Genomic DNA, 22,863 nt, shown 5'->3' on the forward strand with positions numbered 1-22,863 from the left:
CCCGGCGGAGGACGACATGAGCCAAGATCTTCTGACCATCCGCAATCTCGCGGTGAACTTCAATGGCCTGCCCGCGGTCGACCGGATCAACCTGTCGATCGCGCCGGGCGAGGTGGTGGGCGTCGTCGGCGAATCGGGCTCGGGCAAGAGCGTGACGATGATGGCGCTGATGGGCCTGATCGACGCACCGGGCAAGGTGACGGCCGATGAAGTCACGTTCAACGGCGTCGACCTGCTGAAAGCATCGCCGAAGGCGCGCCGCAAGATCGTCGGCAAGGACATCGCGATGGTGTTCCAGGATGCGCTGACGAGCCTGAACCCGAGCTACACGGTCGGCTACCAGATCAAGGAGGTGCTGAAGCTGCACGAAGGGCTGCGCGGCGACGCGCTGCACCGGCGCGCGCTCGAACTGCTCGACCAGGTCGGCATTCCCGATGCGAAGAACCGTATCGCGTCGTTCCCGCACCAGATGTCGGGCGGGATGAACCAGCGCGTGATGATCGCGATGGCGGTGGCGTGCAACCCGAAGCTGCTGATCGCCGACGAGCCGACCACCGCGCTCGACGTGACGATCCAGGCGCAGATCATGGATCTGCTCGTGAAGCTGCAGAAGGAGCGCGGGATGGCGCTCGTGCTGATCTCGCACGACCTGGCCGTGGTGTCGGAAGTCGCGCAGCGCGTCGCGGTGATGTACGCGGGCGAGGTGATCGAGACCAACCGCGTGCCCGACATCTTCCGCGCGCCGCATCATCCGTACACCGAAGCGCTGCTCGCGGCGATTCCCGAGCACAATAAGGGGGCGCGTCGCCTTGCCGCATTGCCCGGCATGGTGCCGGGCCGCGATGATCGCCCGTCCGGGTGCCTGTTCGCGCCGCGCTGCAAGTACGTCGTCGACGACTGCCGCAAGGCGCGGCCGGCGCTCGACACGCTGGTGCCGGACAACGATGCGATGCGCGCACGCTGCATCAAGCCGCTCAACGTTTCCAACCTCGACCTGACGGCTTTGCATGGGACCGGAGTAAGCGCTAAAGCGCAAACTCCGGTCGACAGGAGTTCACGATGAACGCAACCCAAGAAGTCCGTGCCACTTCGCACGACGAGGACGCCGTACTGGTGGCCGACGGCCTCGCGAAGCACTATGCGGTGAAGCGCGGGATGTTCGGGCAGGGCACGGTGAAGGCGCTGAACGGCGTGTCGTTCTCGCTGAAGCGCGGCAAGACGCTCGCCGTCGTCGGCGAATCGGGCTGCGGGAAGTCGACGCTCGCACGCCAGCTGACGATGATCGAAACGCCCACTTCGGGCAGCCTGACGATCGACGGCAAGAACGTCGCCGGCGCAAGCCGCGAGACGGTCGCCGACCTGCGCCGCCGCGTGCAGATGGTGTTCCAGAACCCGTTCGCGTCGCTGAACCCGCGCAAGACCGTCGAGCAGACGCTCTCCGAGCCGCTCGAGATCAACGCGAACCTGACGGCCGCCGAACGCGCGCAGCGCATCGCGCAGATCATGCGCACGGTCGGCCTGCGGCCCGAGCACGCGAAGCGCTATCCGCACATGTTCTCGGGCGGCCAGCGCCAGCGCGTCGCGATCGCGCGCGCGATGATCCTCGATCCGCGCATCGTCGTCGCCGACGAGCCGGTGTCCGCGCTCGACGTGTCGATCCAGGCGCAGATCCTGAACCTGTTCATGGATCTGCAGGAGCAGTTCAAGACCAGCTACGTGTTCATCTCGCACAACCTCGCGGTGGTCGAGCACGTTGCGGACGACGTGATGGTGATGTATTTCGGCAGCGTCGCCGAGCTCGGCGACAAGGCGACGATCTACGCACGGCCGCGCCATCCGTACACGCGCGCGCTGATGTCGGCGACGCCGGCGATCTTCGAGGAAGACCGTCGCGTGCAGATCAAGCTGCAGGGCGAATTGCCGTCGCCGCTCAATCCGCCGTCGGGCTGCGCGTTCCACCAGCGCTGCCCATATGCGGTCGAGCGCTGCCGTGCGGAGGAGCCGCAGCTGCGTGAGGTCGACGGCCGGCGCGTAGCCTGCCATCGGGCCGAGGAGGTAGGGGAGGCGAATGCCTGAAGCGTTGGCGGCGCGCGCGTCCGGCGTGCGCCGTGCGGGGGCAAGCAGCGCGCGCGTGATGCGCGCGTACCGCTACGCGCGGCGCTGGAGCGTGCGTACCGTCACGGGCGCGGCGCTGGCCGGCGCGTGCGTGGCGGCCAGCCTCGTGGTTCCCGTCGAAACCGCGCGCGCCGAAGGGCGCGCGCCGGCCACTTCACCGATCCATCCGTCGCAAGTCCCGCCGCCCGGCATGAGCCTGCCGGGCTTCCACGCCCCCGCCGTGTCGGACGGCACGGTATCGCGCGGCACCGTGCGCGTGCAGCCCGCGCGCATGCCGTTCTACGTCGCGACCAAGGGCAAGGTCACGCTGTACGTGCTCGGCACGCTGCACACCGGCGATCCGTCCGATTACCCGAGCGCGCAGCCGTTCCGGCCGCGCATCCTCGCGGCGCTCGCCGCGTCGCCGACGCTCGCGCTCGAGCTGTCGCCCGACGACCTGCTCGAATCGCAGGACGACGTGTCGAAGTACGGCGTCTGCCGCTACCCGTGCCTGCAGCGCCTGCTGCCGGAGCCGCTGTGGCAGCGGCTCGCGGCGCGCCTGCGCGGCAATCCGGCCGCGCTTACCGAGATCCGCAAGATGCGGCCGTGGCTCGCGGCGCTCGTCGTCGAGACCTACGATTCGCTGTCGGCCGGCCTGCAGACCGAGTACGGCACCGAGGCGCAGCTGCAGAACGTGTTCCTGAAGAAGAAGGGCGGCCGCGTGATCGGGCTCGAGACGCTCGCCGAACAGATGCGCGCGTTCACCGGGCTGACGCTGGCCGAGCAGCGCGAGATGCTCGCGCAGGACATGGTGCAGACGCCCGCGCAGAACGCCGACGACATCAAGTCGCTGCACCGGCTGTGGCGAATTGGCGACGCCGATGCGATCTCGGCATGGGCGGTCGCGAAGAGCGAACGGCTCGCGCGTTCGAAGGCGTTGTCGGCGTCGATCGACAACAAGATCGTGTACGAGCGCAACCGCCGCTTCGTTGCACGGATGACGGCAATCGCCGCACCGAACCGGCCGCTGTTCGTCGCGATCGGCGCGCTGCATCTGGGCGGCCCGCGCGGCGTGCTCGAATTGTTGCGTCAACAAGGTTACAGCGTCGACGCGAACTGAACGTCGCCGTCGCGCCCGAACCGATCCTCCCCTGTTTGATCGGCGTCGCGCGACCGGCGTCAAACGCTTGTATGGGCACGCTATTCGATAAGGAAAACCCTCGATTCGTCGGAAAATAGCGTTTCAAACGATTGACATCCCGATCTGCCAATATCTATTCTTCATTCCACAAGTTGAAAAAATGAAAAGAATAGAAAAAGTTCTACGGGGTAGCAGAAAATAAAGCGCGGGGTTAGCGCGTTGCCGGCACGTGATGTACGTGCCGGCCGCGGAAGTGTCTGCATGTACGGCGGGGCCAATCATCGTCGGACAACAACAAGGCATGCAGGCCGACTTGCGGGATAAGCAGCGTTCCGTCGTCCCACCGGGGAAAGGCAATGATCGGGCGGCGGCGGACGTTTTTTAATCCGGAAGATTTTTCCGGTCACCGTCGCAAGACGGTTTCGGGGGGCGAGAATCGACAGACGGCGAAGCCGCAGCGATTGCGCCAACGGAAAAGCGCCACGAGGGCGCTTTTTTCTTTTGTGCGACGGATTATTGTGCGCTCGCGCGCGATGGCCGAATCAGGCGCGTTCGTCGGCCTGCAGCAGGCCGGGCGCGACCACGTCGACACCCACCGCTTCGAGCGCGGCGCGAATCCGCTTCGCGAACGCCAGCGCATGCGGCCCGTCGCCGTGCAGGCAGACGGTCTGCGCATTGAGCATCACCCATTCGCCGCCGATCGCGCGGACTTGCCGGCTGCGCACCATGTCCAGCGTGCGCGCGATCATCGTGTCCTCGTCGTCGACGAGCGCGCCGGGCTGGTTGCGCGGCACGAGCGAGCCGTCCGCGCGGTAGCCGCGATCGGCGAACACTTCTTCCACCGCGGCGAGCCCCGCGTGCCGCGCGGCCGCGACGAACACGCTGTTCGCGAGCCCGAACACCGCGAGCGACGGATCGAAATCGCGGACCGCGGACACCACCGCATCGGCGATCATCGGGTCGCGCGCGGCCTGGTTGTACAGCGCGCCGTGCGGCTTCACGTGCGCGATGCGCCCGCCCTCGGCCTGCGCGATCGCCGACAGCGCGCCGAGCTGGTACAGCACGCCCGCATAGATGTCGCCGGCCGGCAGCTGCATTTCCTTGCGGCCGAAATTCTCCGGATCGTGAAAGCTCGGATGCGCGCCGATCGCCACGCCTTTCTGCACGGCCCAGCGCACGCAGTCGCGCATTGCGTTCGCACCGCCCGCATGCCATCCGCATGCGATGTTCGCGGACGTCACGAGGTCGAGCAGCGCCTCGTCCGAACCGCATCCTTCGCCGAGATCGGCATTCAGATCGATTTCCATGATGTTCCTCGTCCACTGATTGCGTGGCCCGTCTTTGCTACTGCTACTGCCTTCGTTACCGCTACCGCCATTGTCACGCCGCGCGCGATTCGGCGCGGCGGCGCGCTTCCTCGCGCATGTCGATCGCCACGTCGATCTGCCGCAGATAGGCACGTTCTGCGGTCAGCGCGGCGCGCGCGGCGTCGGGTGTCGTGCGCACGAAGCGGATCGGCAGGTTGAGCCGCGCCTGCGCGAGTTTCCACAGGTCCGCACGGATCACCGTGCCGATCTTCGGGTAGCCGCCGGTGGTCTGCGCGTCGTGCATCAGCACGATCGGCTGGCCGTTCGGCGGGACCTGGATCGTGCCGGGCAGCACCGCGTGCGACAGCAACTCGGCCGGCCGCTCGCGCATGAGCTCGGCGCCGGCTAGCCGATAGCCCATACGATTGCTGTTCGCCGTGACAAGCCATTCCTCATCCCAGAATGCCTGCTGCGAATCGCCGGCGAACGATGCGTAGTCGGGGCCCGGCAGCACGCGCACGGGCATGGCCCACGGCGCATGCGCGGGGCGGTGGCGGCGCGGCGGTTCGTCGACGCGCACGAACGCGCACCACGCCGGCGCCTTTACCCCGAATTCGGGCGCATCGGCCGCGAGGCAACCCATTCCGGCCGGAAGCACGCCGACCGGAAGGCGATCGCCGTCGCGCAGCGCGCGGCCGCCGAGGCCGCCGAAGCGCGATGCGAGATCGGTGCTGCGCGAGCCGAGCATCGGCAGCACGTCGATGCCGCCCGCGATGCACAGGTAGCCGCGCATCCCGCGTTTCGCGGCCGGCAGCACGAGCGTCTGCCCCGCCTCGACCGGCAGGCTCCACCATGAATATACGCGCCGGCCGTCGAGTGTTGCACCGAACTCGGTGCCAGTGATCGCGATGCGGGTTGCGCGCGGGAAGCGGAAGGCGGCCGGGCCGATCGTGATCTCGACGGCCGCCGCGTCGGGGCGGTTGCCGACCAGCCGGTTGCCGACCTCGAGCGCGAGGCCGTCGAGCGCGCCGCCCTGCGCGACGCCGAGATGGCGCGTGCCGCGGCGCCCGAGATCCTGCACGGTCGACAGCGGGCCGGCCCGCACCACCTCGATGGTGCCCGGTGCGTTGCTCTGGGTCATCGTGCGTCGACTCCGGCAATGGTGAAGCGCACGCGGTCGCCGGGCAGCAGCAGCGTCGGCTGCGGCCGCGCCGGATCGAACAGCACGTGCGACGTGCGGCCGATCAGTTGCCAGCCGCCGGGCGACGTGGCCGGGTAGATGCCCGTCTGTGCGCCGCCGATGCCGACCGAGCCGGCCGGCACCTCGAGGCGCGGCGCCGCGCGGCGTGGCGTGTGCAGTGCGGCGTCGAGCCCGCCGAGATACGCGAAGCCCGGCTGGAAGCCGACGAAGAATACGATGTAGGCGCCGGCCGCGTGGCGTGCGACGACCTCGTCGGCCGACAGGCCGGTATGCGCGGCGACGGCCGGAAGATCGGGGCCGGCGGTGCCGCCGTACTCGACCGGGATCTCGACCTCGCGGCCGTCCGCGTGCTCGACGTCGGCGGTTTCCCACGCGTCGCGCAGCGCCGGCGTGAGCGACTCGGCCGTCGTGGCGAGCGCGTCGAATACGATCGTCAGATTGTTCATGCCGGGCACGACGTCGATCACGTCGGGCCATGTGCGCGCGGCCTCGGCAACGGCCCAGACGCGGCGCTGGCAATCGAGCGTGGCGGGCGGCGGCACCTCGCAGACGAGGGCGGCATCGCCGAGCGGATAAATGCGGGGTTGCGTCATCGGACTGGCACGGTTCGGACGGCAATGTTAGCGCACATTGTCAATAAAATATCGACAACTTCCCAATAAGCGTTTTCGCCTAGCTCGTATGTCGGGGCTTCTGGCGTACACTCGGCACACCCTGTCATCCGGCTTGCGCCGCCTTTCCATGAAGCGTCCTGCGACCAAGATCGTGTCATCCGAACACCTCGTTTCCGATTCGAGCGCGGAGCTGTCGGAGCTCGAATACGGGCTCATCATGGCAGGCAACGCGTTCAACCGGTGGATGGTGCGCTGCATGTCGGCGGCCGGCGCGAAGGACATGACGGCGGTCGAGGTGTCGCTGCTGCATCACGTCAGCCATCGCGAACGCAAGAAGAAGCTCGCCGACATCTGCTTCGTGCTCAACATCGAGGATACGCACGTCGCGACCTATGCGCTCAAAAAACTGATCGCCCGCGGCTATGTGAAGAGCGAGAAGAACGGCAAGGAAGTGTTCTTCTTCGCGACCGACGCCGGCCGTGACCTGTGCCAGAAGTATCGCGAGGTTCGCGAGCACTGCCTGATCGAGACGCTGAAGGACAGCGGGCTCACCAACGAGCAGATCGGCGACGCGGCGCAGTTGCTGCGCAACGCTTCGGGCCTGTACGACACGGCCGCGCGCGCGGCGGCGTCGCTGTAAACGGTTGCGGCAAGGAAGGCGCGCGGCGTTGCGCTGACGGGCATGCGACGACGGGCGCGGCGCCGCCCGCCGCTTCATCCGGCGGCCGGGTAGAGCGCGCCGTCGGTCACGATCCAGTGCAGCGAGAGATCGTGCGCTTCGGCCGGCAGCGCATCGACGCGGCACGCTTCATAGGCGATGCCGACCGTCACGGGCGGCACGCTGACTGGCCACGCGGCGAGCGTGCGGTCGTAGTAGCCGCCGCCGTAGCCGAGCCGGTAGCGCTGCAGATCGAATCCCACACAGGGAATCAGCAACAGGTCGGGCACGACGACGATTCCCGACGCCGGTTCCGGAATCCGGTGATGACCTTCGCGCATCGGCGTGTGCGTATCCCACGCATGGAACTCGAGCGGCGTGTGCCGTTCGTCGATCACGGGCAGCGCGGCCTGCCTGCCGGCACCGGCCGCGCACCAGCCGAGCACCGCGTCGCGCGCATCGAATTCGCCCGGCAGCGGCCAGTAGAACCCGACCGTGCGCGGGGCGAGCCGATCCAGCAGCGTGCGCAGCCGCGCGTCGAGCGCGGCGTTCGCGGCGGGTTGCGACGCGGCGTCGCGCCGCGCGCCGGACAGCGTTTTGCGTAGCGCAACCTTCGGGTTTGGCACAGGGTTGCGTGCTATGCTTTCGCTCACTTCGCGCTCCATTCAAAACGATGTCGAACAGCCTTTTCCGAGTATATCGCGCGGTCGCGCTGACGCTTTCGGCCACCGCGCTCGTCGCGGGCACGGCCGCGTGCGCCGCACCGAATGACGATACGGTCTCCGGGGACGACCAGACCTTCGTGCAGCTTCGTGAAGCCGCACGCCGCAACGACGCCGCGAAAGCCGCGCAGCTCGCGTCGATGATCCCGAATTATCCGGTCCCGTCCTACGTCGAGTATTTCCAGATCAAGCCGCAGTTGTTCGATTCGACGGGACGCGCGCGCGTGGACGCGCCGGACGCGCCCGTGCAGTCGTTCCTGCAGCGCTACGACGGCCAGGCGATCGCCGACCGCCTGCGCAACGACTATCTGCTCGTGCTCGGCGCGCGCCACGACTGGCGCAACTTCGACGATCAATACAAGCGCTTCGTGCTCGACGACGACACGCAGGTGAAGTGCTACGCGCTCGAATCGCGCGCCTCGCGCGGCGAGAACGTCGCCGATGCGGCGCGTGCGCTGCTCGTCGAGCCGAAGAACTACGGCGACGCGTGCGTCGACCTGATCACCGCGCTGACGGTCAACCAGCAGTTCACGAGCGACGACGTGTGGCAGCAGGCGCGCCTCGCGTACGAGCAGAACTACACGACGCTCGGCGGCAAGATCGTCGACGCGCTCGGTCCGCGCCCGGTCGGCTTCGACCAGGCGACGAGCGCGCCGCCGCTGTACCTCGCGCGCGGCGTCGGTGCCGACGCGACGTCGCACCAGCTCGCACTGATTGCGCTCAGCCGCATGGCGCGCAACGATCCGGACGCCGCCGCCGGGATGCTGACGTCGGTCGCGCCGTCGCTGACCAAGCCGGAACAGGCGATCGCGTGGGGCGCGATCGGCTACCAGGGCGCGATCAAGCGCTCGCCGCTCGCGTCGGTCTGGTATGCGAAATCCGCGAACGCGTCGCTGTCGAACCCGGGCTACGAATGGCGCACGCGCGCCGCGCTGCTCGCCGGCAACTGGCCGATGGTGCGCTGGTCGATCGAGCAGATGCCGCCGTCGCTGCGCGACGATCCGGCGTGGATCTACTGGCATGCGCGCGCGCTCAAGCAGAGCGGCGACACGCTGCAGGCGAACCAGGAATTCGAGCAGGTCGCCGGCCAGTTCAACTTCTACGGGCAGCTTGCAGGCGAAGAGCTCGGCCAGCGTACGTCGATCCCGCCGCGCACGAAGGTGAGCGACGCCGAGATCGACGCGATGAGCAAGATTCCGGGCTTCGCGCTCGCGCAGCGCTTCTACGCGCTGAACCTGCGCCTCGAAGGCAACCGCGAATGGAACTGGCCGCTGCGCGGGATGACCGATCGCCAGCTGCTGGCCGCGGCCGAATACGGCAAGCGCGTCGAGCTGCTCGACCGCACGGTCAACACGGCCGACCGCACGAAGGCCGAGCACGATTTCACGCTGCGCTACCCGTCGCCGTACCGCAATATCGTCGAGCGCTACGCGCAATCGACGGGCCTCGACATCGAATGGGCGTACGGGCTGATCCGCCAGGAATCGCGCTTCATCACGAGCGCGCGTTCGTCGGTGGGCGCGGGCGGCCTGATGCAGCTGATGCCGGCCACCGCGCAGATGGTCGCGAAGAAGCTCGGCATGGGCACGATCTCGCGCGCGCAGATGCACGACATCGATACCAACATCCAGCTCGGCACCTGGTATCTGGCGGACATCTACAACAACTTCGACAGCTCGCCGGTGCTCGCCACGGCCGGCTACAACGCGGGCCCGGGCCGGCCGCGCCAGTGGCGCCAGGTGTTGACGCAGCCGGTCGAAGGCGCGATCTTCGCAGAAACGATTCCGTTCAACGAGACGCGCGACTACGTGAAGAACGTGCTGTCGAACACCGTCTACTACGCGGCGCTCTTCGAGGGCAAACCGCAGTCGTTGAAGAAACGTCTAGGCATGATCTCGCCCTGATCCGCAATCTTCACACTGCCGCGCGAGACGCGGCAGTGTTCTTTTGAGGCCCTGAACATGGATCGCCAGACCGTCGCGCTGCTGGGCGGCACCGGCTTCATCGGCAGCCGGCTCGTCAATGCGCTGATCGAATCCGGCAAGCAGGTCCGGATCGGCACGCGCCGGCGCGACCACGCGCGTCACCTGCAGATGCTGCCGGTCGAAATCGTCGAGCTCGAAGGGCTCGACACGCGCACGCTCGCGCGCTTCGTCGCCGGTGCGCACGCGGCGATCAACCTCGTCGGCGTGCTGCACGGCGGCCGCGGCACGCCGTACGGGCCCGGCTTCGAGCGCGCGCACGTCACGCTGCCGGCCGCGCTCGCGACCGCCTGTACCGAGGTGGGCGTGCAGCGCGTGCTGCACATGAGCGCGCTCGGCGCCGATTCGCACGGCGCGAGCATGTACCAGCGCTCGAAGGGCGACGGCGAGGCCGCGCTGCATGCGATCGCGGCGACCGATTCGCTCGCGCTGACGATCTTCCGCCCGTCGGTCGTGTTCGGCCCCGGCGATGCGTTCCTCAACACGTTCGCGAACCTGCAGCGCACGGTGCCCGTGCTGCCGCTCGCGATGCCCGATGCGCGCTTCCAGCCGGTGTTCGTCGGCGACGTCGTACGCGCGTTCGTCAACACGCTCGATCTCGTGGGCGCGCACGGCAAGACCTACGAACTCGGCGGCCCGACGGTCTACACGCTCGAGCAGCTGGTGCGCTATTGCGGCACGCTGGTCGGCCGGCAGGCACGCATCGTGCGGCTGCCCGACGCGCTTGCGCGGCTGCAGGCGAGCGTGTTCGAATGGCTGCCCGGCGAGCCCGTGCTCACGCGCGACAATCTCGCGACGATGTCGGTGCCGAATGTGCTGTCGGGGCCGCTCGCGCCGGAACTCGGGATCTCGCCCGCGAGTCTCGAAAGCATCGCGCCCGCGTATCTCGGCCATGCCGCGCAGCGCTCCCGGTTCGACTGGTTCCGCTCGCGCCGCTAGCGCTCGCGCGGGTTGCCGTCGTCGGGCCCCTTTCTTTTCCCCTTTTGCGTCTTCCGGAACCCCGTCATGAAACTCGTCATTGGAGACAAGAACTACTCGTCGTGGTCGATGCGTCCGTGGCTGCTGCTCGCGCATTTCGGCATCCCGTTCGACGAGATCGCGATCGAGCTGCGCCACGATGACACGGCCGCGCGCATCCTCGAGTATTCGCCGTCCGGCAAGGTGCCGTGCCTGGTCGACGACCACGGCGTCGCGATCTGGGATTCGCTCGCGATCGCCGAGACGCTCGCCGAACGCTATCTGCAGTTCCCGATGTGGCCGGCCGATCCGCTCGAACGCGTGCATGCGCGCTGCGTCGCGGCCGAGATGCATTCGGGCTTCGGCGCGCTGCGCACGCAGATGGGCATGAACGTGCGCGCGTCGATGCCGGGGCGCGGCGCGACACCCGAGGCGCTCGCCGATGTCGCGCGCATCGATGCGCTGTGGAGCGAGTGTCTCGAGGCGTCGGGCGGGCCGTTCCTGTTCGGCGAATTCGGGATCGCCGATGCGATGTATGCGCCCGTCGTGATGCGCTTCAACACGTACGCGCCCGGCCTGTCGCCGGAAGCGGCCGGCTACGCGGCCCGCGTGACGGCGCTGCCGGCCGTCCAGCGGTGGATCGACGCCGCGCGCCGCGAAACGAACGTGATCGCCGAATACGAGCCCCGGCCATGAACATCTACGCAGTAGGCGGCGCCATCCGCGACGCATTGCTCGGCGTGCCCGTGCAGGACCGCGACTACGTGGTGGTGGGCGCGACCCCCGAGCAGATGGCGGCGCAGGGCTTCCGGCCGGTCGGCAAGGATTTCCCGGTATTCCTGCATCCGCGGACGCAGGAGGAATACGCGCTCGCGCGCACCGAGCGCAAGACGGCGGCCGGCTATCACGGCTTCCAGTTCCACTACGCGCCGGACGTGACGCTCGACGAGGATCTCGCGCGGCGCGACCTGACGATCAACGCGATGGCGCGCGAGGTGAATCCGGAGGGCGAGCTGGTCGGGCCCGTGATCGATCCGTTCGACGGGCAGGCCGACCTGCGCGCGCGCGTGTTCCGGCATGTGAGCGACGCGTTCGTCGAGGATCCGGTGCGGATCCTGCGCATCGCGCGCTTTGCCGCGCGGTTCGCGGATTTCACGGTCGCGGATGAAACGCTCGCGCTGATGCGGCGGATGGTCGACGCGGGCGAGGTCGACGCGCTCGTGCCCGAACGCGTGTGGCAGGAAATCGCGCGCGGGCTGATGGAGGCGAAGCCGTCGCGGATGTTCGCGGTGCTGCGCGACTGCGGCGCGCTCGCGCGCATCCTGCCCGAAGTCGATGCGCTGTGGGGCGTGCCGCAGCGCGCCGACTACCACCCGGAGGTCGACACGGGCGTGCACGTGATGATGGTCGTCGACTATGCGGCGAAGCAGGGCTATTCGCTGCCGGTGCGCTTCGCGGCGCTTACGCACGATCTCGGCAAGGCGACGACGCCGGCCGACGTGCTGCCGCGCCACGTCGGCCACGAGGGGCGCAGCGTCGACCTGCTCAAGCCGTTGTGCGAGCGGCTGCGCGTGCCGAATGAATGCCGCGATCTCGCGCTCGTGGTCGCACGCGAGCACGGCAACCTGCATCGCGTGATGGAGATGGGCGCGGCGGCATTGGTGCGACTGTTCGAGCGCAGCGACGCGCTGCGCAAGCCGGCGCGTTTCGCCGAGATGCTGCAGGCGTGCGAATCGGATGCGCGCGGGCGGCTCGGGCTCGAAGCCCAGCCGTATCCGCAGGCCGAGCGGCTGCGCGTCGCGCTCGCGGCCGCGCGCAGCGTCGATGCCGGCGCGATCGCGCGCGGCATCGGCAACGATACGGAGAAGATCAAGGAAGCCGTGCATCGCGCACGGATCGAGGCCGTCGCGCAGGCGCTCGAGATCGGCGAATAGGGGCGACGGGAAGGGCGCGCATCGCGCGCCTCCCGCCCGACAACCGTTACGACTTCTTCTTGCGCGCCGGCTTGGCGGCCGCCGGGCGTTTGCCGGCGGAGGCGCGCGGCTTGGTCGTACCCTTCTTTTCTTTTCCTGCTGCGCTGGCGGGGCGTGCCGCGCCAGCGTCACGATCGCGCTCCGCCCGCTTGGGTGCCGGCCCGCGGCGGCTGACGCGCGGCTCGGCCGGTGTCGCACGCGCGACGGGCGCCGGTTTCCCGAGGTCCATCGTCGCGGAGACGAACCCGGCGCCACGGTCGTCGAACAGCGGCAGCGTGCCGACCGCGATCACCTCGGCCGGCCCGTCGCCCACATTGGCGACCCGGTGCCGCTTGCGCGCGTCGAAGTGCAGCGAGTCGCCGGGCGACAGCGGGTAATCCTTCTTGCCGACCGTGTAGCAGATCCGGCCGGCCAGCACGTACACGAATTCGTCGCCGCCGTGCGCGACCCATTCCGAGCGGTAGCCTTCCATCATCTGCACCTTGAGCGCGTTGATCTGGCTGCCGTCGAACGTGGTGGAGAGGCGTTCGTACCACTGCGACGTGGCGTCGAGCGCGTACGGCTTGCGGCGGCCCTCGTACGAATCGGGCTGCGCCTGGCGCGGCTGGTCGATCAGCGCGCCGAGCGGCACGTCGAGCGCCTTCGCGACGTTGACGAGCGACGACAGCGAGATGCCCGTGAGGTGGCGCTCGACCTGGGACAGGAACCCGACCGACAGTTTCGCTTCGGTCGCGACTTCCAGCAGCGTCTTCTTCGCTTCCCGGCGCAGGCGGCGAATGCGCTGGCCGATACGCATGATGTCTGAATCCATGAATCTCTTTCGTGGCAACGAATCGGGAGACGAGCGGACGGGCGGTGCAGTCGCCGGACAGTGATTTCCGCGCATCGCACGAAGCACGGCCGTCGGGACGGCGATGCCGGCGCATTGTACCGCGCAGCGTCGCCGGACGAATTCAGGTTGTGCCGGGATGCGCAGGCGTCACGCCGATTTTAGCCCTACGAAAATTTCAGCTTGACCTCAATTTCAGCGTGCTCTAGATTCTGTCGCGCGCATCAAAAAAAGTTAAGTGGGACGAAATTTTTTCAAGGGCCTGCCGCCGGAACGGAACGGCGGCCCGGCGCCATGCGGGGTCGAGCGCCGACCGTGCAGCGGCGCCGTGCCGTGTCAGGCCTGCCTCGGGCTTGCTCCCCGCCGCGTCACCGCCGGCCGCCGACAACCATGCAAAACGGGCTTCCGATGATCGATCGACTGAAATACAGCTTCTCCGGCCTTCCCCCGTACGACGCGTCCGTCGCCGACACGCAGGCAGGCCTGTCGCGCCTGCTCGACGCCGCGCGGCTCGACGCGGTGCTGGTCACGTCGCAGGACGAATACGTGACCGAGTACCTGCCGCGCAGCAACAACCCGCGCTATGCGCTGTCGGGTTTCGACGGATCGGCCGGCTGCGGGATCTTCCTGAGCGCGGCGACCGCGCAGGCGCTCGATCTGCCCCCGTTCGTGCTGTTCGTCGACGGCCGCTATCACCTGCAGGCCGAGCAGCAGTGCGATCCGGCGCGCGTGCGCATCGAGAAGCTCGGGATGAACGTGACGATCTGGCAGGCGATGGCCGACTGGCTGGTCGCGCACGGGAGCCGGCTCGCGCGGGTCGGCTACGACGCGCTGCGGATCAGCGTCGCGCAGCGCGATCGTCTGTTCGAACAGACGCAGGCGGTGTCGCTCGACTGGACGAGCCTCGCCGAGCGCGAGATCGATCGCGCGATCGCATTGCCGGGCTGGGTCGTCGAGCGCCCGATCTTCGAGGTGCCGGAATCGATGACCGGTCTGAGCATCGCGCAGAATCTCGACGCGCTGAACCGCCAGCTCGCCGCGCATACCGGCGCACCGGACGGCAAGACCGCGTTCTTCACCTGCGCGTCGGACGACCTCGCGTATCTGCTGAACAGCCGTGGCTATCACATCCCGAATACGTCGTCGCATCTCGGCTTCCTGTTCGCGGTCGGCGGGCAGGTGGCGTTGTTCCTGCCGGAAGGCTGCGACCGCTGCGAGGTCACGCTCGAGTCGTATCCGGCGCTGCAGGTGATCCGGCGCGATGTCGCGGCGCTCGAGCGCTTTCTGGCTCAGTTCGCGGTCGAGCATGTGTGCTACGGCTTCGAATCGGTGAACTGCGCGCTCGTCGACGCGGTGAAGCGGGTGTGGCCGCAGGCGCGGCATGCCGACTTCAACCCGGTCGAAGCGATGCGGGCCGGCAAGACGCCAGCGGTGCTCGACCGGTTCCGCGACGCGTTCGCGCGCAGTTCCGCGGCGATCGCCGAGACGATGCGCTGGGCGAAGGCCGGCGAGCCGGGCGCACGCCATACCGAGTACGACCTGGCGCGCGCGATCAACGACGCATACGGCGCGCGTTCGGCGGTGGCGCTGACGTTTCCGTCGATCGCGGCGAACGGCGCGAACAGCGCGTTCGCGCACTACACGGCGGCGAGCGCCGACGTCGAGCTGACGGAAGGCGAACTCGTGCTGCTCGACAGCGGCGCCTATTACGAAGCCGGCTTCGCGACGGACTGCACGCGCGTGGTGCTGCGCCGGACCCGCCCGGATACGGTCGCGCAGCCGTGGCAGCGCGAGATCTACACGGTCGCGCTGAAGGCGTGCATCAAGGGGCTCGTCACGCGCTTCCCGAGCACGGCAAAGGGCGGCGACGTCGATGCGCTCGTGCGGCAGGTGTGCCGCGACCACGGCCACGATTTCGGCCACGGCACCGGGCACGGCGTCGGGATTCACGTGCACGAGGGCGGCGTGCGGTTCGCGCCGGGGGCGAAGTACGGGCTCGTGCCGAATGCGGTGATTTCGGTCGAGCCGGGTATCTACGTGCAGGGCAAGGGCGGCGTGCGGATCGAGAACATCGTGATCATCCGCCAGGACGACGCGCAGCCGGATACCGTGACGTTCGAGAACATCGTGACGGTCGGCTACGACTGGGACCTGATCGATCTCGACCTGCTGGACGACGGCGAGCGCGCGTACCTGCGCGACTACGAGCGGCTGTGCGTGGAGCGCGGCACGCAGGTCACCGCGTGTCCGCTGTTGTAACGAGGATGCAGGCAGGGGCGCGGCCGCCGGGCGGTCGCGCGGCGCGATGTCAGCGCGTGAGTGCCGACACGCGCCCGTCGGGGCCGTAGACGCCGGCCGGCGCGGGGGCCGAGCGCAGCACCGCGAGCGCACGCTCGTTGTAGTCCATCCGGATCCGGATCAGCATCCCGTTGTTCGCATTGGCCTGGCGCGCGCGTTCGGCGGACTGCTGCAGCAACTGCCAGCGGCCGGCGAGGCGGGCATCGCGTTCGGCGGCCTGGTCCATCCCCTTCTTGCCGGACGGAAAGCCGAGCGCGGAAAGCTGCGTGTCGCGCGTGCGTTCGAGCTGCGCGAGCCGGTCGATCAGCGCGCTTTTCTTTTCGACGATCCCGGGCAGCATCTCGAGCGGCTCGGCCGTCGTCAGTGCCTTTTCCTCGTAGACGAGCAGGGACGCGAACGCCTCGACCGTCGCGTGTTCGTCGTTGACCGTGGCCAGCAGCTCTTCTCTCATCGCGTCATGCTCGTCGCGCCGGCGCGGGTGAGCGCCGGCAAACCGGGGGACCGGCCTCGCGAGGCCGGCTTCAGCTGCCCGGACGCTGCTGTTGCAGCAGTTCGCGGGCGGTATTCAATACGCCGTCGGCGATCTTGTTCGCGTCGATTTTCAGCGTGCCGTTGTTCAGCGCGTCCTTGATCGACTGGACCAGGCCCGTGTCGATATCGCCGTTGCCGGACGCGGATACCGAACGCAACTGGCCGGACAGACCCGACAGGTTCACGGTCGTGTCGCCGCCGGTCGATCCTGCGTCGGCCGTCTGCGCGGACGAGGACGAGGCCGTGCCGGATGGCGCACGGGTCGCGCCGTTGCCGGTCGGCGCCACGGGGCTCGGGTTCGGAGTGGAATCGATCTTCACGATGGGTTTCCTGTTCGGTTTGACCCAGATAACGGCCGGGTCGGCCCGAACTTTAGCATCGCGAGCCCGAAATGCTCCGAATAAACAATTCTTTACATTCTTTCCGCTAGATCCGTCCCTATAGCGGAATTTCCACGGTGCCGGCGTCCTTGACGATCGCCGTGACGATCTGGCCCGCCGCCATCCGCACCCGTACCGACTGGCCCGGCGCTGCGTTCGCCAGCGCGCTGCCCTCGGCCGAAATCGTGAAACCGGGCCCGGCCGCGACGACCCGCACCGTCTGACCGGCCGACACCGACGCCGCGCTCTTCAGCAGGTCCTGCCGCAGCGGCAGCCCGGCCGAGATGCGCGCGAGCGCGGTCGCGCCGATCGCCTGCGCCGGATCGGTGATCACCGCGAGCGGCAGCACCGTCAGATCGCCGTCGCGGGCGACCAGGTCGGCCGCGGAGAGCGGCTCGCCGGGCGCAATCTGGCGCGCGGCGACGTAATAGGTGGCCTGCACGGCGACTTTCGCCTGCAGGTAGACGGTCCACGGCCGCTCGCCCGCGCAGCGCACGCCGACCGTCGTGCGGCCCCACAGGCGCGCGCCGGTCGGCAGGAACGGCTCGAGCGTCGTGCACGCGGCGAGCCCGCGCGGAAACGCGGTCGTGACCGTCGCGGTGGTCTTGCCGGGCAGGCCGGCGATCTGTTGCTGCAGGAATGCGAGGGCCGCGCGCCGGATCGACTCGGGATCCTGCTGGCCGGGCGGCGTCACGGGCTGGGCCGGGTTGGCCGCATTGGCCGCCTGGGGCGGGTTGGCTGAAACCGGGGTTGCGCGCGGCGCCGGTGCGGCCGACGCGGCGCGGGCCGCCGCCATGCGCGCGGCGATGGCCGGCTGCGAGGCCGGCCGCACGGGATTCGACGCGGGCTCGGCCGTGCCGGCGACGACCGTCGCGATCGCGTTCGGATCGGCCGCGCGCGGCGCGCCGTATCCGGCGTTCGCGCGGGCAGCTGCGTAGACGGGGCGGGGCGCAGGGGCCGGCGCGAGAGCCGGCGGCGGGACGGTCGTCACGACCATCGTGCCGGCCGGTTGCGGCGCGTAGCCGGTGCCGGCCGCGGCGGCGCTTGTGCCGCTCGCCGTGCGGCCCGCGTCTGGCGCCAGGCCCGAACCCGGCGCGATCGCCGCATTCCCGCCGAACTGCCCGCCGCTCGCCGCATTGGCATGCGCAAGCGCGGTCTCGGCCGTCTCGCCGCGTCCCGGAATCACGATCATCCCGTCGTCCGCATGTGCGGCCGGGGCGGCGATCCACAGCGCCGCGGCGAGCGCAAACGCACGCCGGACGTGCGTGAGCCGCCCGTTCCTTCCGCGAAATGCGCTGCCAGTCATCGCCGTATCCCCGATTCGTTGCTCCGCTTCGCATTCTAGGGAGCGAGGCCGTCGCGCAAACGATGAATAGAGGGGGCCTTTGCCGCGTTATTCGCCCGATTGCCGGTTGCGTCCGACGCCTACCATCGCTGTCATGGAAAAAAGCCTCTTGGGTCGCCATCCGGCGCGAGGGGCGTGCAGCGCTTCATACGGAGAGACGCACACATGCTGGACAAACTCGATGCGGAATTCGCGTTCGGCCGACAGGCGCTGGACGTGCGCGCCTACCGGCAGGAACTGCTGTCGTCGAACATCGCGAACTCCGACACGCCCGGCTACCAGGCCCGTGACGTCGATTTCGCATCGACGCTCGCGCGCTCGCTGAAGCAGGCGGGCGGCGGCCTTGCGCCGAGCAACGCCGCGCAACTGCCGATGACGCAGCCGGCTGGCGTGACGAGCGGCATGTCGATGGTGTCGACGGCGGCGGGCCACATGGCCGGCACCGCGAAGCTGATCCCGACGGGCGGCCCGTCGGACGACTACGGCCGCGCGCAGTACCGGATGCCGCTGCAGCCGTCGCTCGACGGCAACACGGTCGATCTCGACGTCGAGCGCGTGCAGTTCGCGAACAACGCGCTGCACTACCAGACCGGGATGACCGTGATGACCCAGCAGATCAAGGCGATGATCGCCGCGATCACGACGAACCAGTGACGGCGCGCACCGCCTCCGAATCCGAGCAAAAGGAGCTTCCATGCCCTCGTTGATGAACATCTTCGGCGTCGCCGGCTCGGCGCTGTCCGCGCAGTCGCAGCGCCTGAACGTCACCGCGTCGAACCTCGCGAACGCCGACAGCGCGACCGGCCCCGACGGCAAGCCGTACAAGGCCAAGCAGGTCGTGTTCGCGACCGACCCGATCGGCGGCGCGCGCACCGCGTCCGGCCAGGGCGTGGGCGGCGTGCGCGTGACGAAGGTGATGGACGACCCGTCGCCGATGAAGTCGACCTACGACCCGTCGAACCCGGCCGCCGACGCGAACGGCTACGTGCAGATGCCGAACGTCGATCCGGTGCAGGAGATGGTGAACATGATCTCGGCGTCGCGCTCGTACCAGGCCAACGTCGAGACGCTGAACACCGCGAAGACGCTGATGCTCAAGACGCTGACGATCGGCTCGTGAGCCGCGCGCCGACCGACCCTACAGATCCGACAGTTCCGACAGAAGGCCACCCAGGATGACTTCCTCCAGCACGACGATCGGCAGCAACGGCACGAACGTGTCGAACCTGCCGACCGACACGATGAACACCAACAACGTGTCGTCGACCAACGGCACGTCGGCGAGCGACCTGCAGGCGACGTTCCTGAAGCTGCTCGTCACGCAGCTGCAGAACCAGGATCCGACCAGCCCGGTCGACAGCTCGCAGATGACGTCGCAGCTCGCCCAGATCAACACGGTGAGCGGCATTGCGCAGCTGAACACGTCGCTCACGTCGCTGTCGTCGCAGCTCACGGCCGGCCAGCAGACGCAGGCCGCGCTGCTGATCGGCACCAACGTGCTCGCGCCGGGCAACGCGGTCGCGGTGAAGAGCGGCGCGGCATCGCCGTTCGGCGTGTCGCTGTCGAGCTCGGTGTCGAACCTGACGATCACCGTGAAGAACGCGGCGGGCACCGTGGTGAACACGATCAACGCGGGCGCGCAGTCGGCCGGCACCGTGCCGTTCAACTGGACCCCGACCGACTCGGCAGGCAATGCGCTGCCGGACGGCAAGTACACGGTCAGCGCGTCGTACACCGACGCCAACGGCACGCCGCAGCCGGCCACGACGCTCGCGGCATCGACGGTGCAGAGCGTGATCAAGCAGGCCGACGGCACGGCGGGGCTCGTGCTGTCGAACGGCACGACGGTGGGGCTGACCCAGGTCGCGTCGATCTTCCCGAACACCACGTCGTCCGCGTCGGCTTCGTCCTCGTCCGGCGGCACCACCTCCAACTGATACTGATCGAGCAATCTCGAAACGGAGACCGAAATGGGTTATCAACAGGGTCTGAGCGGCCTCTCGGGTGCATCGAACGCGCTCGACGTGATCGGCAACAACATCGCGAACGCGAACACGGTCGGCTTCAAGTCGAGCACCGCGCAGTTCTCCGACATGTACGCGAACTCGGTCGCGACGTCGGTCAACTCGCAGATCGGCATCGGCACGTCGCTGAACTCGGTGGAGCAGCAGTTCGGCCAGGGCACGATCAACACGACGAACTCGTCGCTCGACGTCGCGATCAACGGCAACGGCTTCTTCCAGATGTCGAACAACGGCGTGAAGACGTACTCGCGCGACGGCACGTTCCAGCGCGACAAGAACGGCTACATCATCAACGCGCAGGGCATGAACCTGATGGGTTACATGGCCGACAAGAACGGCGTGATCAACACCGCGCAGACCGTGCCGCTGCAGGCGCCGACGACCAACATCGCGCCGACCGCGACGACCAAGATTACCGCCCAGTTCAACCTGAACTCGCAGGACGCGGTGCCGGCCAAGACGCCGTTCGACGCGACCGACAACACGACGTACAACTACTCGACGTCGATCCAGGTGTACGACTCGCTCGGCGGCTCGCAGCCGGTCAACATGTACTTCGTGAAGTCGGCGACGGCGCCGGGCGTCTGGGAAGCGTACGCGGGCGTCCAGGGTGCCACGCAGGATCTCGGCACGGTCACGTTCGACCAGTCGGGCGCGATCAAGAGCACGACGACGGGCACGCCGGCCACGCCGACCACGTCGCTTGGCCAGTTCCAGTTCTCGGTACTGAACACCGACGGCTCGGGGTCGCCGCAAAACCTCACGCTCGACCTGACCGGCACGACGCAGTACGGCGGCAAGGACGGCGTGAACAACCTCGCGCAGGACGGCTACGCGAGCGGCACGCTGACGACCTACACGATCGGCACCGACGGCAAGCTGACCGGCAACTATTCGAACGGCCAGACCGCCGTGCTCGGCCAGATCGCGCTCGCGAACTTCAACAACCCGAACGGGCTGGTGAACCTCGGCGGCAACCAGTATGCGGAAACCGCCGCATCGGGCGTGCCGCAGATCTCGGCGCCGGGCAGCACGAACCACGGCACGCTGCAGGGCAGCGCGCTCGAGAACTCGAACGTCGACCTCACGTCGCAGCTCGTCAACCTGATCACCGCGCAGCGCAACTACCAGGCGAACGCGCAGACGATCAAGACGCAGCAGACCGTCGACCAGACGCTCATCAACCTGTAAGCGCGGATAACGGGCAGCCATGGACCGACTGATCTACACGGCGATGACGGGTGCGTCGCAGTCGCTCGACCAGCAGGCGATCGTCGCGAACAACCTCGCGAACGCGTCGACGACGGGCTTTCGCGCGCAGCTCGCGACGTATCGCGCGGTGCCGATGAATTTCGGCGACGGCAGCACGGTCGACCCGACGACGACGCGCACCTACGTGCTCGCGTCGACGCCCGGCGCCGATTACGCGCCGGGTCCGATCACGCGCACCGGCAACCCGCTCGACGTCGCCGTGCAGGGCGCGGGCTGGCTGGCGGTGCAGGCGGCCGACGGCAGCGAGGCGTACACGCGCGCCGGCAACCTGCACGTCGACGAGAACGGCCAGCTCGTCAACGCGAGCAACCTGCCGGTGGTCGGCAACGGCGGCCCGATCTCGGTGCCGCCGAACGCGGAAGTGACGATCGGCAAGGACGGCACGATTTCCGCGCTGATGCCGGGCGACCCGCCGACGGCGGTCGCGATCGTCGACCAGATGAAGCTGGTGAATCCCGATCCGGCCACGCTCACGCGCGGCAACGACGGGCTGTTCCGCACCGCCGACGGCAATCCGGCAGACGCCGACCCGAACGTGGTCGTCACGCCGAATTCGCTCGAAGGCAGCAACGTCAACCCGGTGACCGCGATGGTCGCGATGATCGACAACGCGCGCGCGTTCCAGCTTCAGTCGAAGCTGATCCAGACGGCCGACCAGAACGAGCAGTCGGCGAACCAGCTGCTCAATTTCAGCTGAGCGCCCGCGCCAGCCCACGCAGGAGAATCGACAAGTGAACCGTTCGCTCTACATCGCCGCCACCGGCATGAATGCGCAGCAGGCGCAGATGGACGTGATTTCGAACAACCTCGCGAACACCAGCACGAACGGCTTCAAGGCGTCGCGCGCGGTGTTCGAGGATCTGCTGTACCAGACCATCCGCCAGCCCGGCGCGAACTCGACGCAGCAGACGGAACTGCCGTCGGGCCTGCAGCTCGGCACCGGCGTGCAGCAGGTCGCGACCGAGCGCCTGTACACGCAGGGCGGCCTCACGCAGACCGGCAACTCGAAGGATGTCGCGATCAACGGCGCGGGCTTCTTCCAGGTGCTGATGCCGGACGGCACGAACGCGTACACGCGCGACGGCTCGTTCCAGACCAACGCGCAGGGCCAGCTCGTTACGTCGAGCGGCTACCAGATCCTGCCGGCGATCACGATCCCGCAGAACGCGAACTCGCTGACGATCGGCAAGGACGGCGTCGTGACGATCACGCAGGCGGGTTCGACCAATTCGGTGCAGATCGGCTCGCTGCAGATCGCGACCTTCATCAACCCGGCCGGCCTCGAGGCGCGTGGCGAGAACCTGTTCTCCGAGACCACCTCGTCGGGTGCGCCGAACGTGTCGCAGCCGGGCCTGAACGGCGCGGGCACGCTCAACCAGAACTATGTCGAAGCGTCGAACGTGAACGTCGTGCAGGAGCTCGTCAACATGATCCAGACGCAGCGTGCCTACGAGATCAACAGCAAGGCCGTGACGACGTCCGACCAGATGCTGCAGACCGTCACGCAGATGAAGAGCTAACCGGAACACCCGTCG

The 22,863-nt window shown here is 68.3% G+C and carries 23 protein-coding genes; 15 read left to right on the plus strand and 8 right to left on the minus strand.

The window, feature by feature from the left end; translation table 11 throughout:
- The first annotated feature begins 16 nt into the window (after positions 1-16).
- From QZM67_RS27495 to QZM67_RS27505, 3 genes are read left to right on the plus strand one after another with little or no spacing between them, the layout of a single operon-like run.
- Entirely contained in the window at positions 17-1,063 is a 1,047-nt protein-coding gene (locus tag QZM67_RS27495; protein ID WP_301808248.1) for an ABC transporter ATP-binding protein, read from the plus strand.
- On the plus strand, positions 1,060-2,076 hold the full coding sequence (locus QZM67_RS27500) for a peptide ABC transporter ATP-binding protein (protein WP_175026148.1): 1,017 nt from the start codon (positions 1,060-1,062) through the stop codon (positions 2,074-2,076). Before QZM67_RS27495 ends, QZM67_RS27500 begins: the two co-directional genes overlap by 4 nt.
- Positions 2,069-3,214, plus strand: coding sequence for a TraB/GumN family protein (locus tag QZM67_RS27505; RefSeq protein ID WP_043184664.1), 1,146 nt, complete (start codon positions 2,069-2,071; stop codon positions 3,212-3,214). The genes QZM67_RS27500 and QZM67_RS27505 overlap by 8 nt, the downstream gene beginning before the upstream one ends.
- Positions 3,215-3,777: 563 nt before the next feature.
- Here the strand turns inward: QZM67_RS27505 and pxpA are convergent.
- The 3 genes from pxpA to pxpB form a co-directional block, all read right to left on the minus strand.
- Positions 3,778-4,542 carry a 5-oxoprolinase subunit PxpA gene (gene pxpA / locus QZM67_RS27510; protein WP_043184663.1) on the minus strand — a complete coding sequence of 255 codons (765 nt, stop codon included), beginning with the start codon at positions 4,540-4,542 and terminating at the stop codon, positions 3,778-3,780.
- A gap of 73 nt (positions 4,543-4,615) precedes the next feature.
- Positions 4,616-5,683 (minus strand): biotin-dependent carboxyltransferase family protein, encoded by a 1,068-nt coding sequence (locus QZM67_RS27515; protein WP_175026147.1) that lies wholly within the window; start codon positions 5,681-5,683, stop codon positions 4,616-4,618.
- A complete protein-coding gene (pxpB, locus tag QZM67_RS27520; RefSeq protein WP_043184661.1) occupies positions 5,680-6,336 on the minus strand; it encodes a 5-oxoprolinase subunit PxpB in 657 nt (218 codons plus the stop codon). Before pxpB ends, QZM67_RS27515 begins: the two co-directional genes overlap by 4 nt.
- A 148-nt stretch (positions 6,337-6,484) precedes the next feature.
- Here pxpB and QZM67_RS27525 point away from each other — a divergent pair, with 148 nt between their 5' ends.
- The gene (locus tag QZM67_RS27525) at positions 6,485-6,997 is read left to right on the plus strand and encodes a winged helix DNA-binding protein (RefSeq protein WP_043184660.1); all 513 of its coding nucleotides are present in this window, start codon (positions 6,485-6,487) and stop codon (positions 6,995-6,997) included.
- 74 nt (positions 6,998-7,071) lie between these two features.
- On the opposite strand, the gene QZM67_RS27530 is transcribed toward QZM67_RS27525, so the two are convergent.
- On the minus strand, positions 7,072-7,680 hold the full coding sequence (locus tag QZM67_RS27530; protein WP_175026144.1) for a 5-formyltetrahydrofolate cyclo-ligase: 609 nt from the start codon (positions 7,678-7,680) through the stop codon (positions 7,072-7,074).
- 8 nt (positions 7,681-7,688) lie between these two features.
- On the opposite strand from QZM67_RS27530, the gene QZM67_RS27535 reads away from it, so the two are divergent.
- The 4 genes from QZM67_RS27535 to QZM67_RS27550 all read left to right on the plus strand — a co-directional run bounded on the left by QZM67_RS27535 (position 7,689) and on the right by QZM67_RS27550 (position 12,610).
- Positions 7,689-9,641: a lytic transglycosylase domain-containing protein gene (locus QZM67_RS27535; protein ID WP_175026143.1), complete on the plus strand. Its 1,953-nt coding sequence runs from the start codon at positions 7,689-7,691 to the stop codon at positions 9,639-9,641.
- 57 nt (positions 9,642-9,698) lie between these two features.
- Positions 9,699-10,658: a complex I NDUFA9 subunit family protein gene (locus QZM67_RS27540; protein WP_301808259.1), complete on the plus strand. Its 960-nt coding sequence runs from the start codon at positions 9,699-9,701 to the stop codon at positions 10,656-10,658.
- 66 nt (positions 10,659-10,724) lie between these two features.
- Positions 10,725-11,372, plus strand: a complete 648-nt coding sequence (locus tag QZM67_RS27545) for a glutathione S-transferase family protein (protein ID WP_301808262.1) — start codon at positions 10,725-10,727, stop codon at positions 11,370-11,372.
- Positions 11,369-12,610: a multifunctional CCA addition/repair protein gene (locus QZM67_RS27550; protein ID WP_043184655.1), complete on the plus strand. Its 1,242-nt coding sequence runs from the start codon at positions 11,369-11,371 to the stop codon at positions 12,608-12,610. The genes QZM67_RS27545 and QZM67_RS27550 overlap by 4 nt, the downstream gene beginning before the upstream one ends.
- Positions 12,611-12,656: 46 nt before the next feature.
- Here the strand turns inward: QZM67_RS27550 and QZM67_RS27555 are convergent, their stop codons facing one another.
- Positions 12,657-13,460 (minus strand): helix-turn-helix domain-containing protein, encoded by an 804-nt coding sequence (locus tag QZM67_RS27555; protein WP_175026139.1) that lies wholly within the window; start codon positions 13,458-13,460, stop codon positions 12,657-12,659.
- Positions 13,461-13,886: 426 nt separating this feature from the next.
- On the opposite strand from QZM67_RS27555, the gene QZM67_RS27560 reads away from it, so the two are divergent.
- Positions 13,887-15,737, plus strand: a complete 1,851-nt coding sequence (locus QZM67_RS27560) for a M24 family metallopeptidase (protein WP_301808267.1) — start codon at positions 13,887-13,889, stop codon at positions 15,735-15,737.
- A gap of 49 nt (positions 15,738-15,786) precedes the next feature.
- Here QZM67_RS27560 and QZM67_RS27565 read toward each other — a convergent pair whose 3' ends face one another.
- From QZM67_RS27565 to flgA, 3 genes are all read right to left on the minus strand, one after another.
- Positions 15,787-16,227: a flagella synthesis protein FlgN gene (locus tag QZM67_RS27565; RefSeq protein ID WP_175026137.1), complete on the minus strand. Its 441-nt coding sequence runs from the start codon at positions 16,225-16,227 to the stop codon at positions 15,787-15,789.
- 70 nt (positions 16,228-16,297) lie between these two features.
- Positions 16,298-16,627 carry a flagellar biosynthesis anti-sigma factor FlgM gene (gene flgM / locus QZM67_RS27570; RefSeq protein ID WP_175026136.1) on the minus strand — a complete coding sequence of 110 codons (330 nt, stop codon included), beginning with the start codon at positions 16,625-16,627 and terminating at the stop codon, positions 16,298-16,300.
- 118 nt (positions 16,628-16,745) lie between these two features.
- The gene (flgA, locus tag QZM67_RS27575) at positions 16,746-17,993 is read right to left on the minus strand and encodes a flagellar basal body P-ring formation chaperone FlgA (RefSeq protein WP_301808273.1); all 1,248 of its coding nucleotides are present in this window, start codon (positions 17,991-17,993) and stop codon (positions 16,746-16,748) included.
- 204 nt (positions 17,994-18,197) lie between these two features.
- Between flgA and QZM67_RS27580 the strand changes: the two genes are divergently transcribed.
- The 6 genes from QZM67_RS27580 to flgG are packed head-to-tail and all read left to right on the plus strand — an operon-like array spanning position 18,198 to position 22,848.
- The gene (locus tag QZM67_RS27580) at positions 18,198-18,686 is read left to right on the plus strand and encodes a flagellar basal body rod protein FlgB (RefSeq protein ID WP_043184647.1); all 489 of its coding nucleotides are present in this window, start codon (positions 18,198-18,200) and stop codon (positions 18,684-18,686) included.
- Positions 18,687-18,726: 40 nt separating this feature from the next.
- Positions 18,727-19,152, plus strand: a complete 426-nt coding sequence (gene flgC / locus QZM67_RS27585; protein WP_021164156.1) for a flagellar basal body rod protein FlgC — start codon at positions 18,727-18,729, stop codon at positions 19,150-19,152.
- A 55-nt stretch (positions 19,153-19,207) separates the two neighbouring features.
- Positions 19,208-19,969: a flagellar hook assembly protein FlgD gene (locus tag QZM67_RS27590; protein ID WP_175025886.1), complete on the plus strand. Its 762-nt coding sequence runs from the start codon at positions 19,208-19,210 to the stop codon at positions 19,967-19,969.
- Positions 19,970-20,002: 33 nt separating this feature from the next.
- Positions 20,003-21,247 (plus strand): flagellar hook protein FlgE, encoded by a 1,245-nt coding sequence (flgE, locus tag QZM67_RS27595; protein WP_301808277.1) that lies wholly within the window; start codon positions 20,003-20,005, stop codon positions 21,245-21,247.
- Positions 21,248-21,266: 19 nt separating this feature from the next.
- The gene (gene flgF / locus QZM67_RS27600; protein WP_089451402.1) at positions 21,267-22,025 is read left to right on the plus strand and encodes a flagellar basal-body rod protein FlgF; all 759 of its coding nucleotides are present in this window, start codon (positions 21,267-21,269) and stop codon (positions 22,023-22,025) included.
- Between the two features lie 34 nt (positions 22,026-22,059).
- On the plus strand, positions 22,060-22,848 hold the full coding sequence (gene flgG, locus QZM67_RS27605; protein WP_043184643.1) for a flagellar basal-body rod protein FlgG: 789 nt from the start codon (positions 22,060-22,062) through the stop codon (positions 22,846-22,848).
- Positions 22,849-22,863: the final 15 nt, after the last annotated feature.

The organism is Burkholderia sp. AU45251 (assembly GCF_030482905.1).
In the GTDB taxonomy this organism is placed as follows: Bacteria; Pseudomonadota; Gammaproteobacteria; order Burkholderiales; family Burkholderiaceae; genus Burkholderia; species Burkholderia aenigmatica.

Coding starts and splice junctions, on each gene's coding strand:
- QZM67_RS27495 (WP_301808248.1), top strand. CDS start 17: ATGAGCCAAGATCTTCTGACCATCCGCAATCTCGCGGTGAACTTCAAT.
- QZM67_RS27500 (WP_175026148.1), top strand. CDS start 1,060: ATGAACGCAACCCAAGAAGTCCGTGCCACTTCGCACGACGAGGACGCC.
- QZM67_RS27505 (WP_043184664.1), top strand. CDS start 2,069: ATGCCTGAAGCGTTGGCGGCGCGCGCGTCCGGCGTGCGCCGTGCGGGG.
- pxpA (WP_043184663.1), bottom strand. CDS start 4,542: ATGGAAATCGATCTGAATGCCGATCTCGGCGAAGGATGCGGTTCGGAC.
- QZM67_RS27515 (WP_175026147.1), bottom strand. CDS start 5,683: ATGACCCAGAGCAACGCACCGGGCACCATCGAGGTGGTGCGGGCCGGC.
- pxpB (WP_043184661.1), bottom strand. CDS start 6,336: ATGACGCAACCCCGCATTTATCCGCTCGGCGATGCCGCCCTCGTCTGC.
- QZM67_RS27525 (WP_043184660.1), top strand. CDS start 6,485: ATGAAGCGTCCTGCGACCAAGATCGTGTCATCCGAACACCTCGTTTCC.
- QZM67_RS27530 (WP_175026144.1), bottom strand. CDS start 7,680: ATGGAGCGCGAAGTGAGCGAAAGCATAGCACGCAACCCTGTGCCAAAC.
- QZM67_RS27535 (WP_175026143.1), top strand. CDS start 7,689: ATGTCGAACAGCCTTTTCCGAGTATATCGCGCGGTCGCGCTGACGCTT.
- QZM67_RS27540 (WP_301808259.1), top strand. CDS start 9,699: ATGGATCGCCAGACCGTCGCGCTGCTGGGCGGCACCGGCTTCATCGGC.
- QZM67_RS27545 (WP_301808262.1), top strand. CDS start 10,725: ATGAAACTCGTCATTGGAGACAAGAACTACTCGTCGTGGTCGATGCGT.
- QZM67_RS27550 (WP_043184655.1), top strand. CDS start 11,369: ATGAACATCTACGCAGTAGGCGGCGCCATCCGCGACGCATTGCTCGGC.
- QZM67_RS27555 (WP_175026139.1), bottom strand. CDS start 13,460: ATGGATTCAGACATCATGCGTATCGGCCAGCGCATTCGCCGCCTGCGC.
- QZM67_RS27560 (WP_301808267.1), top strand. CDS start 13,887: ATGATCGATCGACTGAAATACAGCTTCTCCGGCCTTCCCCCGTACGAC.
- QZM67_RS27565 (WP_175026137.1), bottom strand. CDS start 16,227: ATGAGAGAAGAGCTGCTGGCCACGGTCAACGACGAACACGCGACGGTC.
- flgA (WP_301808273.1), bottom strand. CDS start 17,993: ATGACTGGCAGCGCATTTCGCGGAAGGAACGGGCGGCTCACGCACGTC.
- QZM67_RS27580 (WP_043184647.1), top strand. CDS start 18,198: ATGCTGGACAAACTCGATGCGGAATTCGCGTTCGGCCGACAGGCGCTG.
- flgC (WP_021164156.1), top strand. CDS start 18,727: ATGCCCTCGTTGATGAACATCTTCGGCGTCGCCGGCTCGGCGCTGTCC.
- QZM67_RS27590 (WP_175025886.1), top strand. CDS start 19,208: ATGACTTCCTCCAGCACGACGATCGGCAGCAACGGCACGAACGTGTCG.
- flgE (WP_301808277.1), top strand. CDS start 20,003: ATGGGTTATCAACAGGGTCTGAGCGGCCTCTCGGGTGCATCGAACGCG.
- flgF (WP_089451402.1), top strand. CDS start 21,267: ATGGACCGACTGATCTACACGGCGATGACGGGTGCGTCGCAGTCGCTC.